The organism is Actinoplanes derwentensis (assembly GCF_900104725.1).
GTDB lineage: Bacteria > Actinomycetota > Actinomycetes > Mycobacteriales > Micromonosporaceae > Actinoplanes > Actinoplanes derwentensis.
The window spans coordinates 5,851,949-5,872,321 of the sequence record NZ_LT629758.1 but is presented as its reverse complement, the minus strand read 5'-3'; the positions used below and the strand labels follow the sequence as shown (position 1 = coordinate 5,872,321).

General features: G+C 70.5%; 13 protein-coding genes. 6 read left to right on the top strand and 7 right to left on the bottom strand.

The features are described 5' to 3' along the window. Position 1 precedes the first annotated feature (1 nt). The 6 genes from fxsT to BLU81_RS25765 form a co-directional block, all read right to left on the bottom strand. The gene (gene fxsT / locus BLU81_RS25790) at positions 2-3,919 is read right to left on the bottom strand and encodes an FxSxx-COOH system tetratricopeptide repeat protein (protein WP_092547036.1); all 3,918 of its coding nucleotides are present in this window, start codon (positions 3,917-3,919) and stop codon (positions 2-4) included. After that, complete coding sequence (locus tag BLU81_RS25785) at positions 3,916-4,941, bottom strand: hypothetical protein (protein ID WP_092547035.1); 1,026 nt, start codon at positions 4,939-4,941, stop codon at positions 3,916-3,918. The genes fxsT and BLU81_RS25785 overlap by 4 nt, the downstream gene beginning before the upstream one ends. Positions 4,942-5,031: 90 nt before the next feature. Continuing rightward, the gene (locus BLU81_RS25780) at positions 5,032-5,847 is read right to left on the bottom strand and encodes an AAC(3) family N-acetyltransferase (protein ID WP_172890619.1); all 816 of its coding nucleotides are present in this window, start codon (positions 5,845-5,847) and stop codon (positions 5,032-5,034) included. Then, entirely contained in the window at positions 5,844-8,150 is a 2,307-nt protein-coding gene (locus BLU81_RS25775) for an FxsB family cyclophane-forming radical SAM/SPASM peptide maturase (RefSeq protein ID WP_092547034.1), read from the bottom strand. The genes BLU81_RS25780 and BLU81_RS25775 overlap by 4 nt, the downstream gene beginning before the upstream one ends. Then, a complete protein-coding gene (gene fxsA / locus BLU81_RS25770) occupies positions 8,150-8,323 on the bottom strand; it encodes an FxSxx-COOH cyclophane-containing RiPP peptide (protein WP_092547033.1) in 174 nt (57 codons plus the stop codon). The genes BLU81_RS25775 and fxsA overlap by 1 nt, the downstream gene beginning before the upstream one ends. A gap of 241 nt (positions 8,324-8,564) precedes the next feature. Next, positions 8,565-10,154, bottom strand: coding sequence for a hypothetical protein (locus BLU81_RS25765; RefSeq protein WP_092547032.1), 1,590 nt, complete (start codon positions 10,152-10,154; stop codon positions 8,565-8,567). A 57-nt stretch (positions 10,155-10,211) separates the two neighbouring features. On the opposite strand from BLU81_RS25765, the gene mptB reads away from it, so the two are divergent. The 5 genes from mptB (at position 10,212) to BLU81_RS25740 (ending at position 16,578) form a co-directional block, all read left to right on the top strand. After that, positions 10,212-11,603, top strand: a complete 1,392-nt coding sequence (gene mptB / locus BLU81_RS25760; RefSeq protein ID WP_092547031.1) for a polyprenol phosphomannose-dependent alpha 1,6 mannosyltransferase MptB — start codon at positions 10,212-10,214, stop codon at positions 11,601-11,603. Continuing rightward, the gene (locus tag BLU81_RS25755) at positions 11,530-12,681 is read left to right on the top strand and encodes a glycosyltransferase 87 family protein (RefSeq protein WP_092547030.1); all 1,152 of its coding nucleotides are present in this window, start codon (positions 11,530-11,532) and stop codon (positions 12,679-12,681) included. Before mptB ends, BLU81_RS25755 begins: the two co-directional genes overlap by 74 nt. Before the next feature lie 9 nt (positions 12,682-12,690). Then, positions 12,691-14,817 (top strand): esterase-like activity of phytase family protein, encoded by a 2,127-nt coding sequence (locus tag BLU81_RS25750; protein WP_092547029.1) that lies wholly within the window; start codon positions 12,691-12,693, stop codon positions 14,815-14,817. A 67-nt stretch (positions 14,818-14,884) separates the two neighbouring features. Continuing rightward, a complete protein-coding gene (locus tag BLU81_RS25745) occupies positions 14,885-15,820 on the top strand; it encodes an ATP-binding cassette domain-containing protein (protein ID WP_092547028.1) in 936 nt (311 codons plus the stop codon). Beyond that, a complete protein-coding gene (locus BLU81_RS25740) occupies positions 15,817-16,578 on the top strand; it encodes an ABC transporter permease (protein WP_092547027.1) in 762 nt (253 codons plus the stop codon). The genes BLU81_RS25745 and BLU81_RS25740 overlap by 4 nt, the downstream gene beginning before the upstream one ends. Here BLU81_RS25740 and BLU81_RS25735 read toward each other — a convergent pair. Continuing rightward, on the bottom strand, positions 16,504-19,449 hold the full coding sequence (locus BLU81_RS25735) for an ATP-binding protein (RefSeq protein ID WP_231953507.1): 2,946 nt from the start codon (positions 19,447-19,449) through the stop codon (positions 16,504-16,506). The genes BLU81_RS25740 and BLU81_RS25735 overlap by 75 nt on opposite strands. Positions 19,450-19,577: 128 nt before the next feature. Between BLU81_RS25735 and BLU81_RS25730 the strand changes: the two genes are divergently transcribed. Then, positions 19,578-20,207, top strand: a complete 630-nt coding sequence (locus tag BLU81_RS25730; RefSeq protein WP_092547026.1) for a YdcF family protein — start codon at positions 19,578-19,580, stop codon at positions 20,205-20,207. Positions 20,208-20,373 lie beyond the last annotated feature (166 nt).

The window sequence follows — 20,373 nt, the reverse complement described above, 5'->3', positions numbered from 1 at the left end:
CCTAGAACTGGTGCGGGTCGATGACCCGGTACAGGTAGCGGCGGCGGTCCAGCCCGTCCACCAGCGGATGGGTCTCGCCGAGCTTGAGGACGATCCGTTCCCGCAGCGCCGCGAGACGGTCGTCGGCGGACACCACACCCAGCGTCTCCTCGACGAGGGCGAGGTTCGCCTCGAACCGGAACGTGTTCGGGTGGTCCGGCCCGAACACCCGGCGGATGCCCGCGGCGATGCTCAGCAGCGTCTCCCGGGCCGCGGCCGGGCCGGTGCGGTCGTCCTCGGACGGTTCGGTCTCGCAGATCGCGAGATTCATCAGACCGGAGAGCGTGTACGGGTGTTCCGGTCCCAGCACCTCGGAGAAGATCTCCACCGTCGGCCGGATCCAGTCGCGGGCGTCACCGAACCGGCCGAGCTGGCGTTCCGCGATGGCCAGGTCGGTCTTGCAGACCAGGGTGTACGGGTGCCGGTCGCCGAGCCGGCGCTGCCAGAACTCGTGCACGTCGAGGAGTTCGGCCACCGCCTGATCGCCCTGGCCGGAGTTGAGCAGCGTGAGGGCGAGACTGAACCGGCAGCTCACCGTCTCCGGATTCTCCGGGCCGAAGACTTCGAGGAGCCGGGCGTACGCCTCCTGATGCAGTTGAAGTGCCTCGCCGATCCGGCCGAGACTGCGCAGCGAGACCGCGTAGTTCGACTTGGTGGTCAGGGTCGACCGGGAGTCCGGGCCGCGAGTGTCGATCAGGTATTCGAGGGTCTGTTTCAGCAGCGTGGCGGAGCGCCCGAAGTCCCCGGCGTCGCGCATGTCCCGGGCCAGGCAGCCGGCGGTGCCGAGCGCCCAGATGTTGGTGTCGCCGTCCATCGCCCGGCGCCGTTCCCAGGCCTCCTTGTCGTGCTCGCCGGCCTCCCGGAACAGGCCCATCAGCCGGTACGACACGGCGAGGTTGTTGCGGGCCGCCAACGTGCGCGGGTAGTCCTCGCCGTACGTGTCCTGCCAGGTCTGGTAGGTGTCGATGTCGAGTTCGAGGGCCTCCGGGTAACGGCCCAGGCCCCGCAGATCGGCCGCGTAACTGCCCCGCGTCATCAGGGTGTGCGGATGCTCCGGCCCGAGCAGGCGCATCTGCTCGGCCAGGACCTCCTCGTCGATCTGCCGGGAGGGTTCGAACTCACCCAGGTCACGAATCAGGTTGGCCAGGTTGAAGCGGAGCTGCAGCAACTGCAGGCGCAGGGTGGCCGCCTGCTCCGGGTCGGTGGTCTCGGCCAGCTGCTGCCGCCAGATCTCGGCGATCCGTTCGGCCCGGCTGCGGCCGGTGATCGGCTCGGCCTGGACGTAGTAGTAGCGGATCCGGTCGATGAGCAGCTGGCGCACCGACTCGTCGGTGCTGTAGACGGCGTCCGAGGCGTCCAGGTGCGGCCAGAGCATCCGGAACCGGGGCCAGTGCTCCGGGTCGGTGACGTCACCGTCCTCCGGCCGGGCCTTCGCCAGCACCTGATGCACCTCCAGCCGGGCCTGGGCGAGTTCCTCCTCGGTCATCCGGTCGCGGACGACGTTCTGCACCACCCGGTGGATCAGGACCCGCCCGCTGCGGTCGCCGTCGCCGGACGAGGCGGGCCGCTGGTCCAGCCGGGACAGGGCCAGCCGGTTGATCTGCTGGATCAGCGAGCCACGCACCATCCGTTCGGAGAGCGCCGGTTTATACGGTTTGAGGTACTCCGCCATCTGATCACTGAAGATCAGATCGAGGGAGATCTCCGGAGCCAGCACACTGCACAGCTGGAAGAGCCGGTAGGCCGCCGGATCCCGCTCGCGCAGCCGGGTCAGCGACAGATCCCAGGTGCGCGCGATCGGCCGGTCGGTCACCGCGGTGAGCACCGCACTCGGCCCTTCCTCCTGGATGAGCCGGAGGTATTCGTCGACGGAGGTGTGCGTCTCGTCGAGCCACGCGGCGGCCGCCGCGACCGCGATCGGCAGATCGGCGAGCTGCTCGGCGACGCGGTCGGCATCCGCCCGGTCGATCTCGTTGACCCGTTGCACCAGGTGATCGATGCTCTCGTCGCGGGTGAAGACGTCGACCTCGAACGGCCGGGTCTGCTCACCCCAGGCCTTGTTCCGGGACGTGATCAGAACGTGCCCGCCGTGCGGGAGATAGGTGCGCACCGCGTCCGGCTCGTCCGCGTTGTCCAGGATCAGCAGCCAGCGCCGCCGGCCCCGGCTGAGTTCCTGCACGACCGCGCGGGCGTACTCCGGGCCGGTCTGGTCGGAGTGCAGGTTCAGCCGGGCACCCAGGTCGCGCAGGGAGCCCTGCAGACTCTCCTCCGTGTCGGCGTTCAGCCACGCCACCACGTCGTAGGCGGCGCGATAGCGGTACGCGTACTCCAGCGCCAGCTGGGTCTTGCCGACCCCGCCCATGCCCTGGAGCGCGACCGCCTGGGTGCCGAACAGGACCACCGCCGACCCGGAGCGCAACTGCTCGCGGAGGGTCAGCAGGTTGGTCTCCCGGCCGGTGAACCGGGCGTTGCGGGCCGGGAGGTTCACCACCAGTTCCGGCTCGTCACCGGGGTATCGCGGGGTGCCGCTCAGCACGACGTCCAGGTCGCTGGCGGGCCGGCCGACGAGTTCGAGGATCCGGGTGGCCGCGGTGGCGGCGTCACATCCGGCGATGAACGCCGACTGCACCGACGGCACCCGGCTCCACGGGGTGATGTCCGCGGTGTAGACCGCCCGGAGCTCGGGGCTCTCGCCGCCGGCATGCTGGCCGGCGCTCTCCGCCCGAGAGATGATCTTGACGTGCTGGGCGTTCACCAGCTGCGCCTCCCCGGCGTCTCCGCTCTCCTCGGGCGGGGGCACGACCTCGAGTCCACCGTTGGTCAGGATGTGTCGCGCCCACTCCAGCCACACCTGGTCCACCCCGGCGCCGGAGAGCAGCACCGTGTGGGCCTCGGAGAACGGCTTGCGCTCGAACCGGGTGACGAACTGCGCGCGCAGACTCGGATTGATCAGCGGCATCGAGGTGACCCGGTCCTCGGTGATCTGTGCCGCGAGCGCCTCGTACGCGCTCAGCAGCGTTCCCGGGGCGCCCGGAGCGTCCCCGAACGTCGCCAGGGTCTCCTCGTACGCGTAATACGCCTGGTAGGGGACCTCGACACCGTGCCAGTACGCCCGGCGCCGGCCGGCGTCGAGTCCGGCCGGCAGCTCGGCGAACTCCCGCATCGCCACGGTCCGCCCGATCTCGGCTTTGTGCTTCTCGGCCGGATCCACCCGCATCGGCACCGGCAGCACCCGGATGTCCCGGGAACTGTGCAGCTGCCGGGCCATCCGGGCCGCGCCCTCGATGCCCTGGCCGCTGAAGGTGAAACAGTCCACCAGCACGTCCGGCAGATGGTTGGTGCAGATCCCGGCGATGTCGCTGTTCCCGGTCTGGCTGTCGATCAGGGTGAAGTCGTACCGGGCCTTCATGTCGGCGCGCATCGCGTCGAAGAAGCGGCCGCCGTTGCCGTCACCGTTCTGGTAGAAGTCGTCCCAGTTGATGTTGCTGAGCACACCTTCGTACACCGGGTTCTGCCGGCCCGCGGAGAGGAAGTCGAGCGTGCCGCCCACCGGGAAATGGTCCCAGTCCAGCGAGAACGAGTGCTGCTGGACACTGGCGTAACCACCGACCTGCCCCGGATCCCACTCCGGTTTGGACGAGTCCCACTCGTACAGATTGATCATGTCGACCACGCCGCTGGTGCTGGCCAGGAAACGCGGATCCAGGAAGGGCTGGAAGAAGCGGTGCAGCCCGGGTGATTCGAGATCCCAGTCGATCGTGAGCACCCGGTATCCGTTCGCCGCCAGGATCCAGGCGACGTTGGCCAGCGCCATGGTCCGGCCGGTCCCACCCTTGTACGAATAGAACGTGACGACCTGCCCGTCGCGGTCGCTGGTCATCGCGAGTCCTCCCACGGTCTTCTGGTCTGCCGGCTGCGAAGGAAGTTGCGGCGGGCCTTGGAGACCGCCTCGTCGACGGCCCGTTGGAACTCCCGGCCGTCCCGGGCGATCTGCACACCGTTCGGTGCCATCGCCCGCGCCTCGGCGGCCAGTTCGTGAGCCCGGTCGGCGTGATCCGTCCCGATCACCATCACCACCGTCATCCACGGCGGCACCTTGCGAAGGAACTCCTCGGCCGCCCGCCGGTCCCGCGGGTCGTCGAGCATGCCGGAGTCGAGCAGCAGAACCCCGGCGGACTCCTGCAGACCGTCGGTCGCCGGCCCGGTCCGGATCTCGGTCAGCAGGGAGAGCCGCTGAGCGGCGTCCCGGGCCCGCTCGGTCACCGGCCCGGTGCCGTACGGCGACCAGTCGGGGTCCCGCCAGTCCGCCCGGACCACGATGATCAGGAAACTCGGCGCGAGCGGCTTCTGCGGCACCGGCGGTCTCGCCCGGCTCAGCATCCACGCGGGCGTCCGGTCCGGGGCCTCGGCCGCGACGACCAGCCGGTCGGCCAGCTCCTCGACGATGCGCCGCAGTTGCCGGGTGAAGGCGTTGAGCCGGCAGATCGAGGCCATGCCGCAGTCCAGGTACTCCTGGACCGAGTCGCCCAGCGAGACGGCCTGGGCGAGCCCGTTCACCCGGCGGGCCGGCAGGTGCGGCTCCCAGAGCACCGGATGCACGAAGGGCTGCTCGGCCGGATCCTCCAGACGGTGCAGCCGGTCGCCGAAGTCGGGCGGCGGGTCGTGCAGGAACTCCCGGGTGTAGAGCGGCACCAGCACCCGCACCCGGGGGAGCCCGGCGTCGAGCGCCCGGCGGACCTCACCGGCCGTCGGGAAGTAGAGCGACCCCACCCGCAGGCCGGGGGCCGGCGCGGCCCGGCTCTGCACCTCCAGGTCGAGCCGATGATAGAAGGCGTCGACCCATTGGTTCGGGATCGAGGTGCGCGCGTGAATCAGCGCGAAATAGAGATCGGGCGTGGGCACGATCTTTTCCCCTCGACGCGCACGTCCACTGTGATCCCCGTTTCCTGCCGCCTGTCCGGAGATTCAGAGTAGTGGCCCGACTTCACGCTGTCATTGATTGATTTCGTTGTTGATTCGGCGGCTCGTGCTGAACCACCTGCGGGCCTGGTCCACCGCGGGGGCGAGTGGCAGGAGATGGGCTTCCGCGCCGCCCACCTGGCCGGTAATCGCCCAGGAATGCCGGAGAATGTCGTTTCCGGCTTCCTGGAAATCGCTGTCGTTCAATTTCCTGGCGCTGAATCGCAGCGGGATTCGTTGACCGTTTTTGGACATGAAGCACGAGTAATCCATGGTCGGTACCGGGCCGCCGAGACGATATTCGGCGAGATGCAGTGCCGTGCATTTCGCCATCCCGGCACCGAGCATCAGGATCATGGCGTGACGTCGGTAGAGCGTACCGAGGGGGGAACGCTCGCCGAGATGACAGTCCAGATCGTGCACGGCCACCACGGCGGCGGCCTCCGGCCCCAGCGCGGCGAAGGACGTCTGCGGGTGCCGGCTGCGCAGCGCCCCCGGATGTGACCGGATCTGCTCGGCGAAGACCCCGACGCCGTACGACGGTGTGTGGTCCGGATCGAAGCCCGGCATGCCGGCGACGTAGCGAGCGCGTTCGGCGCCGGTCATCCCGGCCGTGGCCGTGCGGTACACCGGACTGGTCAGCGAATTGTCCGGCGTCTGGGCCGGCACCACGATCGTGACCGCCGGGCCGCCCACCGTACGCAGCGCGGCGAGCAGGGTCGCCGCGCCACCGTCCACCCGGCCGATCCGGCGCATCGAGCAGTGCACCAGCAGGAGGCCCCCCTCGGGGAGGCCCAGAGCGGTCAGGCCGGCGACGAGATCGTCGTGCGTGACAGCCTCGCCGGTCACGATCCCCAGGACTCCACGGTGCCGGCCAGCCGGTCGACGAAGTCCGTCCCCAGCGGGGTCAGCGCCTCCGTGCGCCGCAGTGCGGCGATCGCGTCGGTGGTCCAGCGGTGGTACATCGAGTACAGCTCGGCGGCGCGCGGATCGGTGCCGGAACGCAGCCGCCACACGTCGGCCACCGCGGCATGCGCGTAAACACCCTGCAAGGCGGCCTCCACCGGCCTCGGCTCGGGTTTCCAGCCCACCGCCACCAGCTCGTCCGAGTCCCGGACATGCAAGTCGTAAAGGTCCAGGAGCGCCCCCAGCTTGGCGTGCTGGAACTCGTGCACCAACAGCACCGCCAGCTCGGCCGGGCCGGTCAAGGCGGCGGCCATCGAGCCGAACGCGTCCATCGCGGTGGCCGCCCGCTGCTTCCCGGCGGGATCCGGCTCCAACGGCATGATCACCTGAAGTCCGGCGCGCAGGGCCGGCGCGTACCCGGGCAGCTCGGTGTCGACCAGATCCCATGCCGCGGTCAGCGACTCGTGCCACCGGCCGGCGGCACGATCGTCGAGCCGGCCCGCGGGGGTCCAGCCGTGACAGTCCCGAGCCGGGTCACCGTCCTCGATCCGCACACTCCAGCCGTCCCGCGCGATCCACCGGGTCGGCTGCCAGGTGGAACCCGGCTCGGCGAGATCGACCGCGAGCGTCTGGTCGCCGGGGCCGGTGAGCCACAGTTTCCCCTGGTCCATGGTGATCCGGGCGTCGGCGGTCACGGTCTGAGGCCAGTAGAGCGTGCCGACCGTGGGCAGCGTGACCACACCCCGGTCGATCCGTACCCCGGTCTCCACCTGAAGGTTCGCGTGCACGGCCGCCGCCGCCGCGAGACCGCCCAGGTAAGGCATCCCGGCCGGATCGCCGGTGCGGAGCATGCCGACCGCCCAGGCCCGGGCGTACGGATGGGCCAGCACCCGGCGGACCGCATCCGGGCGCTCACCCTCCACCCAGGCGAGCGTCTCCCAACCGTCGGTCGTGCCGTGCTGCTCGACCGTCGCGGCGATCAGCGCCCGGGTGACCGACCGTTGCTGCTCGGCCAGCCACCCGATCGTCACCTCGTCGCCGAAACCCGACGCGATGTCGCTGATCAGCCCGGTAGGCCCGGTCCGTACCGGTTCGGTGTTCGCGCTGTGCACGCTGACCTCCTTGTCGGTTCGCTCGATCAGGACACGCAGGTCCGGGCAGAAGACCGACGGGTTGGCGAACCCGTGGCCGGTGCGGAACCGGTGCGCGTAGAGACCACCGGCGCACTGCCGGACCACCGGGCACGACCGGCAGACCGGGTTCAGGTTGTCGATGCTGTGCTGCCGCGCGGCGATCGGCTGCAGCCGGGAGACGTCGTCGACGGTGGCGGTGAGCACGCTCAGGCCGGTCGCCGGGGCGCCGTCGTAGGCGGTCTTCACCGAATCGGCCTGCTCGTAGCGCCCGTCGGTCTCGATCACGGCCAGGTCTACGGTGTCGGCGCCGAGCTGCTCACTGCCGCTGGGGCCGCCACGTGCGGTGGAGTACAGACCCTCGAAGAGGCGGATCCGCATCGGCTGCCCGTCGGCGAGCCAGAGCCGGTGGATCACCGAGAACCAGTCCGCGTACGGGGTGGGCTGCCCCTCCGGCCGGTACGGCGGACTGTCCCAGGTGGCGTGGGGGAGCAGGAAATCGACGTTCGGCGGGCGCTCGGCGAGCAGCGCCCGGTAAACCTGCTCCGGGGAGTTGCGAACGTCCACGGTGCAGAGGATTCCGGCGTAGAGTTCCCGGTAATCCGGCCGGCGCAGCAACGACAGTGCCGCGCGCACCTGGTCGAAACTGCCCGCACCGGTCGCGAACCGGCGGTGCCTGTCGTTGGCGTCCCGATCGCCGTCGAGAGAGACACCCACCCGCACCCCGTGACGCTTCAGCACGTCACACATCTCGGTGCCGAGGCGTACACCGTTGGTCTGCATCGTCAGGGAGAGCCGGGTGACCGCCTCGATCGGCGCCCGCACCCGCGTGATGAGAGCGTCCATCCGATCCGGCCCGAGCAGCAGCGGCTCACCACCGTGCAGAACCAGCCGCACGTGCGGCAGCTCCCAGCTCGCCGCGTGCTCGGCGATCCGGCGCGCGGCAGCCCCGGCGACGTCCAAGGACATCATCCGGGGTTTCGTCCGCCAGCTCTGATCGGCGTGCTCGTAGACATAGCAGTGGTCGCATGCCAGGTCGCACCGGCCGTGCACCTTCAGAACGAACTGGCTCAGCGGATGGGCTCCACCAGCCGCACCATCCGTCGAGCCGGGCATCAATGTGCGGACTGGAAGGCGGCGACATCCAGCCGCCGGAGGAGGGACTCCTTGTCCACGATCCGGCGCACCACTCGGTCGGCGTGTTCGGCCCGGATCTCCCGCAGCGGGGTCTGCTTGATGACGGCCAGCGGCTCGACCAGATCGTCCATGGTCGCGGCTTCGGTGTTCACGATGTCTCCAGGTCGTATGAGGTTCGCGCTCGCGGTCGGCCGCGCTGTGATTCAACGAGGCAGAGGCCTGTGGAGGTGCGGTGCGGGGTCTCGTGTGACGAAGCTCGAACCGAACCGACGACGCCTAGCACCACCCGCAACTGTCCCACAGGACGGCCAACGGGATAGTAACTACGGCCGGAACCCTGCGGAAGGGCACAGCACCTGGGGAAGGACGGGCAACTGCCGACTGTTCACGGCGCTATCTCCGGACCGCAAGGGTCACGTCACTGGTCAATGTGTAGCGGCCGGCCGCCGGGACCCGGATCCGGGTCCACGCGCCGTCGGCTGTCACGGTCGCTCCGCCGGAGACGGTGAGCCAGCGGTGGTGGCGCACCCGGACGGGGATCTCCCCGGCGGCGGGGGCGTCCAGGACGATCGTCGCGGCATCCTGGCGGACCAGGGTGGCGGGGGCGGCGACGATCGGCCGGGGTGCGGCCACCGCGTAGAGACGCCAGTGTTCGCTGGACCAGATCAGCGACAGATACGGCAGCCCGGCCGTGACCATCTGCGCCTCGGTTCGCCCGGACCAGGAGATCTCCACATCCGGTACGGCTACGAACTGCACCGCCTGCTCGTCCAACCACGCCCGGTAGCTGTCGGCGGTCAGCTCGACGCCGGTTCCGGACGCGCCGGGGACCGTGGTGAAGAACAGTGGGTTCCGGTCGATGTCGGCCTGTCGCAGCCAGCCCCTGGCCAGGGGGATCTCGCCCAGTGAGGCCGCCTCCCAATAGGACCGGGTCGGTGGGATCTCCACCCGGCCGGTCAGTGGCTCTTCGGCCAGCCGGTCCAGCAGTGGCTGGAAGTAGGCCGGATCGGCGGAGGGATTCCCGACGTCCCGCACGTCACTGATCACCACCGGCGGCTGCCACCACACCATGACCGCCACCAGCGGATAGACGGCCCATCCGGGGCAGCGGCGGGGGAGTTCCGCGTAGGCGGCCAGGATCGGCAGGCCGAACATCACCGCGAGGCGGGTCGCGTTCAGGCCGACCGGGGTGTGGATCAGGGCGGCGGCCAGGACTCCGGCGCAGGAGATCAGGGCGCCGATCCGGATCGGTCGCACCGGGACCAGGGCGGCCACCACCAGTCCGGTCAGCACGGCCTGGGTGGTGTCGGTGCGGCTGATGTTCATCCATCCGCCGTCGCCGAAGAGCAGGGACGTCAGCGCGAGTGGCACGGCGGCCGGCACCGCCACCAGCAGGCCCGCCCGGTAGTGGCCCGACAGCAGCAGCGCGACCCCGGCCAGGCCGAGGAAGAGCCCGGCGACCGGGCTGGCCGCGCCGGTGAGGAACGCGGCGAGAACCGCCCCGGCCGCCACGAGCCCCCGGACCCGGGGAGAAGGAGGGGCGGGAGTGCGGGCGGCCAGGAAAGTCAGGGTGAGCAGGGCGGCCAGGCCGAGACAGACGCCCAGGCCGTACGTCACCCGTCCGCTGATCAGGTTTCCCGCGAAGGTGACCGTCCCGAGGACCGCGCCCAGCGCGGGGCGCGCGGCGCCGGTGCGGCGGAGCAGCGTCGTCAGCAGCACCGGCCCGGCCACCAGGGTCAGCACGCCGGCGACCCGGACGCCGAGCAGAGCCATCACCGGCTGCGCGATCAGGCTGTAGCCGAACTGTTCGATCCCGGAATACCACCGCAGGTCGACCGGGGTGAAACCGTGCCCGGTGAAGAACCCGGTCCGGGCGACCTGGGCGGCCAGGTCCGAACCCATCGGCGGCAGCAGCAGGTAGAGCACGCCGAGCGCCGCCGCCGTCAGCGCGGTGCTCCACTCCAGCCGGTGCCGCGCCCACATCCGGACGACCCTACCGGTACGTCAGCGGTAGCAGCCTGTCACGGTAGGGTCTGCGGCATGCCCCGTCCGTCTGTCGTCCGATACACGGGGCTGGCAGGAAGTCTCTTCCTCACCGGCGCGTCCTGGCTCGGTGGAGCGACCGATCCGTGGGAACCCACGGTGACGCCGCGCACCATTCTCGCCGGGCAGGACGGGGTGCTGCTGCCGCTCTGCTGGCTGTTCGGCACCGTACTACTGATCGTCGCCTGGTGGTGGGGCCGCCGGAATCCGCCGTCGGTGCGGTGGGTGTGGGTGACGGCGGGGCTGTGGTCGCTGCCGTTGCTGGTGTCGTTGCCGCTGGGCAGCTATGACGTGTATTCGTACGCGTGTCAGGGCTGGCAGCAGGCGGCGGGGCTCAACCCGTACGACGGCGGCGTTGATCTTCTGGGGTGTCCCTGGAGCGACGCGGTCGCGCCCACCTGGCGCACCTCCCCGGCCCCCTACGGTCCGGTCTTCCTGGTACTGGCGGCGGTGGCCGCCAAGCTCGGCGGCTCGCTGATCGCAACCGTCGTGCTGCTCCGCCTGATCGCGGTGCTCGGAGTGGTGGCGATCGCCGTGTGCCTGCCGGTGCTGGCCCGCCGGGTGGCTCTGGTGCCGGAGCGGGCGACCTGGCTGTTCCTGGCCTGCCCGCTGGTGCCGGTGCATCTGATCTCGGGCGCTCACAACGAGGCCGTGATGATCGCGCTGATCCTCGGCGGCATGGTGGCGGCGACCAGTGAGCGGGCGCTGACCACCGGGGTGCTGCTGGGTCTCGCGGTGGGGGTGAAAGCGACCGCGATCGTGGTGCTGCCGTTCGTGCTGCTGCTGATCCCGGGCCGGATCAACCGGATCGTCCGGTCGGGGGGAGGGGCGGTGCTGGCCCTGGTGGCGGTCTCGCTCGGTTCGGGGCTCGGGCTGGGCTGGATCACCGGCCTGACCGGCAGCGGGGTGTCGGTGCAGTGGACCGCACCCTCGACGGCGGTCGGGATGACCCTGCAGATGCTGGGGGTGCCGCACGCGGTCCCGGTGACCCGGGTGCTCGGGATGATCCTGCTGGCCGGGGTGCTGGTGCTGCTCGGAGTGCGCGCGCTGCGGCGGGGTGACGCTCTGCGCAACGCGGCCCTGGCCCTGACCGCGACCGTGGTGCTGGCCCCGGTCTTCCATCCCTGGTACGCCCTGTGGCCGCTCGCGGTCCTGGCCGTGACCTCGAAGAACGACACCAAGTGGCTGCTGGTGCCGGTCACCGTGGCCGCTGTCCTGTGCCTGCCGGACGGTTACAACCTGGCCCTCGCGACGAAGGCGCAGGGCGCGATCGTGATGACCGCGCTCGTGGGCTACCTGACGTGGAAAGTGTTCTATGAAACGAATCGCAACGGTCTTCGGCTTGTTCTCGGTGGCGGTGGCCCTGATCGTGGTCAGCGGGCTTCGTAACGAGTTCTTCGACTCGAAGGTCTACTACGGGGCGGTCCAGTACTGGTTCCGTGACGGCGGCATGGTCTACGACTGGCTGCGCCCGGGGACTCCGTACGGCTTCACCTACCCGCCGTTCGCCGGTCTGGTGATGGCCCCGATGGCGTGGCTGCCGTTGCCGCTGGTGGTGACGTTCGCGACGATCGGCACCGTGGTCACGGTGGCCCTGCTGGTGCACTGGCTGGCCGGGTCGTACCTGCGGGGCAGGGGCTGGACCGGATGGTTCCCGCTGGCGGTCGCGGTCTGTTTCGCCCTCGCCTTCGAACCGGTCCGCGAGACGATCACTTTCGGACAAGTCAACACGCTGCTGCTGGCCGTCGTCGCGTTCGACATGCTGTTCGGCGTCGGGACGGACCGTAAGTGGGCCGGCATCGGCATCGGCCTGGCCACCGCGATCAAACTGACCCCCGGCGTCTTCATCATCTACCTGCTGGTCACCCGGCGCTGGCGGGCCCTGTTCACCTCGATCGGGGCGGCGACGGCGGTGACCCTGCTGGCCGGGGCGATCTTCCCGGACCAGTCCCGGGTGTTCTGGACGTCGGCACTGTGGGACACCAACCGGGTCGGCGTGCTGTCGTTCCTGTCCAACCAGTCGCTGCGCGGCGCCCTGGCCCGAGGCCCGTTCGACACGGTCGAGTCGACGTTGTGGCTGCTCTGCGCGCTGGCCGTGCTCGGGTTCTGGGCGTGGCGGGTGGCCCGCACCCCCGCCGACGTGGCCGGTGGCCTGGCCCTGACCGGCGTGCTGGGCTGTCTGCTCAGCCCGGTCACCTGGATCCACCACTGTGTCTGGTTGATCCCGGCGCTGATCCTCTGCCTGAAACTGTTCGACACCGACCGGCCACGGTTCTGGCTGGGCGCGTCCGCCTACGTGCTGATGACCTCGCACGCCACCTGGCTGTGGGAGACCGGCCCGCGGCCGCCGCTGGCGGTGTTCGGCTCGAACCTCTATGTCTGGTTCAGCCTGGCTCTGCTGATCTGGACACCTCTGGGCACTCGCCGTTCGTCTGCGGTCCACGAGACGGACAAGATCATCGCGTAGGCAGAGTGCATGTCTCTACGCCGTTCCACCTCGGCGGTCGTCTCCGTCGTGGTCCTGGCCGCGGCCGGCGCCGTGCCCACCGCGGCGGCCGCCCACGGCCGCACCCCGGAGTTCCGCCGGCTCGCCACCTTCCCGGCCTACCTGAACTCGTCGATCGGCGACACCGCCGCTGCCGAGATCTCCACGGTCACCGAGGACGGCCGCACCGTCGTCTACACCGACAGCCCCGGCAGACGCCTCGGTTTCGTCGACATCACGAACCCGACGGCGCCGAAGCCATCGGGCACTCTCGCGGTCGGCGGCGAGCCGACGTCGGTGGCGCACCTGGGCCGGCTGCTGCTCGCCGGGGTGAACACCTCGGCGAGTTTCACGTCGCCGTCCGGCAAGCTGGTCGTGATCGACGCCGCATCCCGCGCGACCGTCCGCGAGATCGACCTCGGCGGGCAACCGGACTCGGTCGCCGTCGCGCCGAGCGGTCGTTACATCGCCGTCGCCATCGAGAACGAGCGGGACGAGGACGTCGACGACGGCGCGATCCCGCAGGGCCCGGCGGGCTACCTCGCCGTGATCGACACCCGCACGTGGATCGTGAAAAAAGTAGATCTGTCCGAATTGTCCACCGTGGCGCCGACCGATCCCGAGCCGGAGTACGTCAGCATCAACTCCCGTGACGAGGCGGTCGTCTCGCTGCAGGAGAACAACCACGTCGTGGTCGTCGACCTCCCGACCCGCAAGATCAAGAAGAGCATCGACGCGGGATCGGTGACGCTGACGAAGGTCGACACGCTCGACGACGACGAGATCGAACTGACCGGCACGATCACCGCCAAGCGCGAGCCGGACGGCGTCGCCTGGATCAGCGACGACCTGTTCGCCACCGCCAACGAGGGCGACTACGAGGGCGGCTCCCGCGGCTGGTCGATCTTCGACAAGAAGACCGGCAAGGTCGTCTGGGACGCCGGCAACACCCTGGAACGCCTCGCCGTCGCCCACGGCCAGTACCCGGACAAACGCTCCGACGCCAAGGGCATCGAAGTGGAGAACGTCGCGTTCGCCGTGCTCAACCGGGTGCCGTACGTCTTCGTGAACTCCGAACGCGGCAACTTCACCGCGGTCTACGACGTGTCGAACCCGCGCAGACCGCGGTTCACCCGGCTCCTGCCGACCACCAACGCGCCCGAGGGTGTCGTCGTGGTCCCGTCGCGCAACCTGATCGTCGTCTCCAGCGAGGAGGAGGACCCGTCGATCGGCATCCGCGGCGGCATCCAGCTCTTCGGGTTCGGCAAACCGCGCGCCGAGCACCCGGTCTCGGTGAACGACATCCCGTGGGGCGCGCTGTCGGCACTCGCCGCGGTCCCCGGCCGCCGCGACCGGCTGGCCACCGTCACCGACTCGGTCTACTCGCCGACCCGCATCCTCGGCCTCACCACCAGCGGCGTGATCGACTCGCAGATCACCGTCACCAAGGACGGCAAGCCGGTCGGCTACGACGCCGAGGGGTTGGTGGTGCGCAAGGCAGGCGGCTACTGGCTGGCCGTCGAGGGCACCGGTGCGGGCAAAAAGCCCGACTTGCTGGTACGCCTGAACAAGCGCGCCGAAGTCGAGGAGGAGATCGCCCTGCCGTCCGAAGTGGCCTCGGCGATCACCAGCAACGGTCTGGAGGGCGTGGCTGAGAACGGCACCGGCGTGTGGGTGGCCGTCCAGCGCGCCATCAAGGGCGACCCGGTCAACACCGCCCGGATCGGCCGCTACGACACGGTCAGCAAGACCTGGTCGTGGCTGCTCTACCCGCTCGACACCGCACCCACCGGCTGGACCGGGCTCTCCGAGCTGGTCGCGGTCGACGCCGACACCTTCGCCGTCATCGAGCGGGACAACCAGCGGGGCACCCTTGCCGCGATCAAGAAGGTCTACATCTTCGACGCCCCGAAGAGCGGGACCGGTACTCCGATCGTACGGAAGAAGCTGGTCAAGGATCTTCTGCCGCTGCTGACGGCGGACCGTGGCTGGACGCAGGACAAGGTCGAAGGCCTCGCGGTCGCCGGTGACGGGCGCACCTACGCGGTCACCGACAACGACGGCATCGACGACGCCACCGGCGAGACCGTCTTCCTGGACCTCGGCCGGCTGCTCTGACATCCGCTGATACGGCGCCGGCCCTCGTGTCAGCGCCGTATCAGCCCCGCCGGGCACCGTGTCCGGCATGGACACCACCTATGCCATCCGCGCCGAAGGGCTAGGGAAACGCTTCGGCGACACCACCGCTCTCGACGGCGTCGACCTGGCCGTGCGACCGGGCACCGTGCTCGGACTGCTCGGCCCGAACGGCGCCGGGAAGACCACCGCCGTCCGGGTCCTGGCCACCCTGATCCGCCCCGACTCCGGGCACGCCCGGGTCGGCGGCCACGACGTGGTCCGCAACCCGCACGAGGTCCGCAGACTGATCGGGCTGACCGGCCAGTACGCGTCGGTCGACGAGACCCTGAACGGCACCGAGAACCTGCTGATGATCGGCCGGCTGCTCGGCCTGTCCCGCCGCGACGCCCGCGCTCGGGCCGCTGAACTGCTGGAACGCTTCGAACTGACCGACGCCGCGAGCCGAGCCGCCGGAAAGTACTCCGGAGGCATGCGCCGCCGCCTCGACCTGGCCGCCAGCCTGGTCGGCGACCCGCAGGTGCTCTACCTCGACGAACCCACCACCGGCCTGGACCCGCGCAGCCGCAACGAAGTATGGGACGTCATCCGCACCCTGGTCACCGGCGGCACCACCGTGCTGCTCACCACCCAGTACCTGGACGAGGCCGACCAGCTCGCCCACGAGATCGTGGTGATCGACCACGGCCGGGTCATCGCCACCGGCACCCCCGCCTCGCTGAAGGCACAGACCGGAGCCCAGACGGTGACCGTGCGACCGGCCTTCACCGACGAACTGGACCGGGTACGCGCGGCGGTGGCCCGGGTCGCCATCGGCCCGGTCGACGTGCGCGGCGAACTCGTCACCGCCCCGGTCAGTGACCCCGGAGCGCTCGCCGAACTGGTCCGCGAACTGGATGAACACGGCCTCGTGGTAGCCGAACTGGCCCTGCGCAGCCCCAGCCTCGACGAAGTCTTCCTCAGTCTGACCGGAGCCCGCTCATGACCACGACGGCCGTCCGCAACACCGCCACGCTGGCCTGGCGGACCCTGGTCCAGATCAAGCACAACCCGTTCGAACTGTTCGACTTCAGCGTGCAGCCGATCATGTTCCTGCTGCTCTTCACCTACGTCTTCGGCGGGGCCATCGCGGACAGTCCCGGCCAGTACCTGACCTACGCGCTGCCCGGCATCATCGTGCAGAACCTGCTCTTCGCCACCCTCAACACCGGCGTCGGCCTGAACACCGACATCAGTAAAGGAGTCTTCGACCGGCTCCGGTCCCTGCCGATCGCCCGGTTCTCGCCACTCGCCGGCCGGATCGTCGCCGACGTGATCAAACAGGCCTGGGCGGTCGCCCTGCTCCTCGGCCTCGGCATGGTGCTCGGGTTCCGGATCGGGACCGGCCCGGTCCAGGTGCTCGCCGCGTTCGCCCTGCTGCTCGGTTTCGGTTTCGCCGTCTCCTGGATGTCGGTGCTGGTGGCGATGCTGGTCAGCTCCCCGGAGAAGGTGCAGATCTTCGGGTTCGTGCTGCTGTTCCCGATCACCTTCGCCAGCGGGGCGTTCGTGCCCGTCGACACCATGCCGGGCTGGCTCCGGGCGTTCGCCGACGTCAACCCGACAAGCATCCTCGCCGACGCGGCCCGCGGCCTGCTCAGCGGCGGTCCGGTCGCCGGTCCGGTGATCCAGTCACTGCTGTGGGGCGCCGGCTCCCTGGTCGTCTTCGCCCCACTGTCGGTCTGGGCGTTCCGGCGCCGGATCTAGCCCACTGGCGGCCAGCGCCGTCGCCATGGTGACCCCGGCACCCCGTCGGTAGGCCGTCTCGAAGCCCGCGTCGCCCAGTGCGGCGCGGGCTTCGCGGCCGGTCCGTTCCGCCTGCTCCACCGTCCGGTCCAGGGAACCGCGCACCGAGTCCGCGGCACCCAGCAGCCGGGCCGCCCGCCCCGGATCGCCCTCCCTCAGCGCCAGATCCGCGATCCCGGCCAGCACCTGCGCGATCACCGGGGAGTCCTGCGCGCTCGCCGCCAGCCGGATCGCCGTCCGGTGCTTCCGCCGGGCCGTCGCCAGGTCACCGGCGGCCCCCTCGATCAGCGCGCCGGTACTGTGCGCCATCGCCCGGAACTGCGGTGCGAACGTCGAGTTCTCGATCAGCCGGACCGCCAGCGCGTTGAACTCACGGGCCGCGTCCAGATCCCCCTCGGCCAGGGCGATCACGGCGTGACAGTGGTGCACCGACGCCATCACCTCGGGCGCGCCGACGTCCCGGGCGTACTCACGGGCGCGTTCGAGCAGCCGATGCGCCTCCTCGTGCTCGCCACTGAGCCACACCTGATGGGCCATCTTGACGGCGAGCTGCGGCAGATCCTCCCGCATGCCCACCACCTCCAGCAGGGCCAGCGCCTCCCGCTGCCACACCAGCGCCTGCCGCAGCTCGCCGCGCGCGGCCGTCAGATCGGCCAGCGAACTGAGCGTGAACCCGATGCCCCAGCGATCCCCGACCGCCCGGAAACCGGCCAGCGCGAACCGTAGATCCTCCTCGGCGACCTCCGCGGGTTCCCCCAGATTCAGCCGGACCTGCCCGATCAGCATCCGGGAGATGGCCCGCAACCACGGGTCCGGATCGTCGGCCAGGTCCTCCGCACCGCCGAACACACCCCGCGACAGCATCGGCGAACCCGAATAGATGGCCGCCAACGGGGTGAGCATGCGCAACCCCGGATGCCGGGCCGACACCCCCACAGCGAGCCGTTCGGCCTCCCGGAAATAGCACTTCACCTCGTCGAAGCCCATCGGGCCCTCTACCCCGTTGAGCGCGGTGAACGCGTGCACCAGCGCGAGGTCGGCCCGGTCGGTGGGCCCGGTCATCGCGAGCACCTCCACACACAGCCGGGTGCCTTCGGTCCGGTGCCCGTTCAGCCACCAGTACCAGCCCAGGTTCGCCACCAGCGTGGCCGCGTTCCCCCGGTCGCCCGCGGTGATCGCGTCCCGGACGGCCGCGTGCAGGTTGTCGTGCTCCCGGCCCAGCCGGTCCAGCCAGATCAACTGGTCGGCCCGGCGCAGATGCGGTTCGGCCTCGGCCGCCAGCGCGATCAGATGGGCGGCCAGAGTGCGGCGCATCGACTCGGTCTCACCGGCCTCGGCCAGGCGCTCCAGGCCGTACTCGCGGATCGACTCCAGCATCCGGTACCGGCCGTCCACACCCAGCCCCAGCAGCGACTTGTCGACAAGCATGCCCAGCAGGTCCGGGTCGGCACCGCACACCTGCTCGGCCGTGGCCACCTCGGCACCACCCGGCAGCGCCGACAACCGCCGCCACAGCCGCCGTTCCGGTTCGGACAGCAGATCCCAGCTCCAGTCGACCACCGCGCGCAGCGTCCGATGCCGGGGGAGCGCGGTACGGCTGCCGCCGGTCAGCAGCCGGAACCGGTCGGTCAGGCGGTCGGCGAGAACAGCCACCGGCAGCGTCCGGAGCCGAGCCGCCGCCAGCTCGATGGCGAGCGGGATGCCGTCGAGGGCTCGGCACACCCGTACCACCGCAGTGGTGTTGTCGCTTGTCAGGGTGAAACCGGAAGCCCGCTCCAGCAGCAACCGGACCGCCGGAGCCCGCGCCGCGCTCTCCGGCCCCGCACCCGGTGGAGGCAGTTCGAGAGGCTCCACCGGGAACAGCCGCTCACCCACGATGCCCAGCGGCTCCCGGCTGGTGGCCAGCACCCGCAGCCCCGGCGCGGCCCGCAGCAGCACGTCGGCGACCTCGGCGGCCGCCCCGATCACATGCTCGCAGTTGTCCAGGATCAGCAGCATCTCCCGGCCGGACAGAGCCTCCCGCAGCCGGGTCAGCGGCACCCCCTGACCGCGCAGACCCAACGTGGTCAGGACCGCCTGCGCAACCTCGGCCGGATCCCGCACCGAAGCCAGCTCCACCAGCCACACCTCACCCGGCAGCCGGGCGCCGACCTCGACCGACAGCCGCGTCTTGCCGCTGCCACCCGGACCGGTCAACGTGACCAGCCGGTGACTCTTCACCAAAACGTCCACGGTGCTCACGTCACCGATGAAACTGCTCACCTCGACCGGAAGATTGCCCCGCCGCTCCTGAAGCAGCTCCCGATGCAGTCCGGACAACTCGGCCGACGGATCCACACCCAGCTGATCCGCGAGACGCCGCCGGGTCTGTTCGAAAACCTCCAGCGCGCCCCCGCGGTTACCGTCGTCCCGGAGCGCCCGGATCAGCAGCGCGGCCAGCGGTTCGTCCAGCGGATGCGCCGTGACCAGCGCCTCCAGCTCCGGAACGTTCCCGGTCAGAGCCGACCGCTGTGCCGCCAGCCGCAACCCGCGCAACCGGACCGCCTCCGGCTCCGCGACCGCCGGGAACTCCAGATCACCACGCCACAGATGCAGGTACCGCCCCGGATCCCCGGCGAACCGGTGCGCGTCGACCCGCTCCGGATCCAGCACCAGGCGATAACCGCTCCGGGTGGCCTCCACGGTCAGCCCGGTCCGCCGCAGCCGGGACATCAGCGCCTGCAGTGCGTTCGCGGCCGCCCGCACACCCCAGATGCCGTCGATCAACCGGTCGGCGGTCACCTCACGGCCGGCGTCCAGAGCGAGCAGGACCACGAGGGTACGCAGCCGCACTCCCGCCACCGGCCGAAGCGCCCCGTCATCCCCTCGAACCTCAACCGGCCCGAGCACCCCGATCTCCACACCTCCCATCTTGCCGCCCGGGCACTCCGGCACGGGTCCCCGGCTGTCAGACTGATCTCGTGGAGTTCGAGGTGCTGCCCGGAACCCCGGGGCTGACGCTGGCCGACGTCACACACGTCCTGATCCCCGGTTACGGCCGCGACGCCGACGCCACCGCCCTGACCTCCGGCGGAGTCGACCGCTGCCGGACCGCGCTGGCCCTGCACCGGTCCCTGAACCGTGGCCTGATCGTCTGCTCCGGCTACAAATCCCCGGCCGACCACACAGGAGCGCCGCAGAGCATCGACGGGTGCTCCTACCAGGGCGTTCCCGAAGCCGACCTGATGCGCGCCTGGCTGGTGGAGACCGGAGCCGACCCCGCGTCCATCCGGGTCGAACGCCGATCGGTCGACACGGTGACCAACCTGCTCCGGTCCGACCTCTGGTTCGGCGACGAGCGGCCGGTGGCGATCGTCTCCCATCGCAGTCACCTGCGGCGCATCCTGTCGGTGATCGCTCCGCGCACCCTGCGCCGCCCCTACCTGGGTGTGGTCGTCCCCGGCGGGCCCCCGCGGGAGAACCCGGCGCTGCTACCGATGAGTCGGCTGATCACCGCCTTCCTGCCCGGCGGCGCGGCTGCCGTGCCGGAGGCCACCCGCCGAGCCGACCGCCTGTGGCGAGCCGCCGGCCTGCTGGGCAGACGCTCCTGATCAACGGGCTGGGGTGCTGCGATGATCCACCGCATGGTTCCCGGCGACCCGAGGTGACACGGCTACGGCCGCCGATGGCCGCACGCCTGATGAACGCGGTCGTCGGCCTGCTTCCAGCATTCCCCGCACTCACCTGGCAGACCCCCGAAGGCCTGTGCGCCATCGG

Coding starts and splice junctions, on each gene's coding strand:
- fxsT (WP_092547036.1), bottom strand. CDS start 3,919: ATGACCAGCGACCGCGACGGGCAGGTCGTCACGTTCTATTCGTACAAG.
- BLU81_RS25775 (WP_092547034.1), bottom strand. CDS start 8,150: ATGCCCGGCTCGACGGATGGTGCGGCTGGTGGAGCCCATCCGCTGAGC.
- BLU81_RS25765 (WP_092547032.1), bottom strand. CDS start 10,154: ATGTGGGCGCGGCACCGGCTGGAGTGGAGCACCGCGCTGACGGCGGCG.
- mptB (WP_092547031.1), top strand. CDS start 10,212: ATGCCCCGTCCGTCTGTCGTCCGATACACGGGGCTGGCAGGAAGTCTC.
- BLU81_RS25755 (WP_092547030.1), top strand. CDS start 11,530: ATGAAACGAATCGCAACGGTCTTCGGCTTGTTCTCGGTGGCGGTGGCC.
- BLU81_RS25750 (WP_092547029.1), top strand. CDS start 12,691: ATGTCTCTACGCCGTTCCACCTCGGCGGTCGTCTCCGTCGTGGTCCTG.
- BLU81_RS25745 (WP_092547028.1), top strand. CDS start 14,885: ATGGACACCACCTATGCCATCCGCGCCGAAGGGCTAGGGAAACGCTTC.
- BLU81_RS25740 (WP_092547027.1), top strand. CDS start 15,817: ATGACCACGACGGCCGTCCGCAACACCGCCACGCTGGCCTGGCGGACC.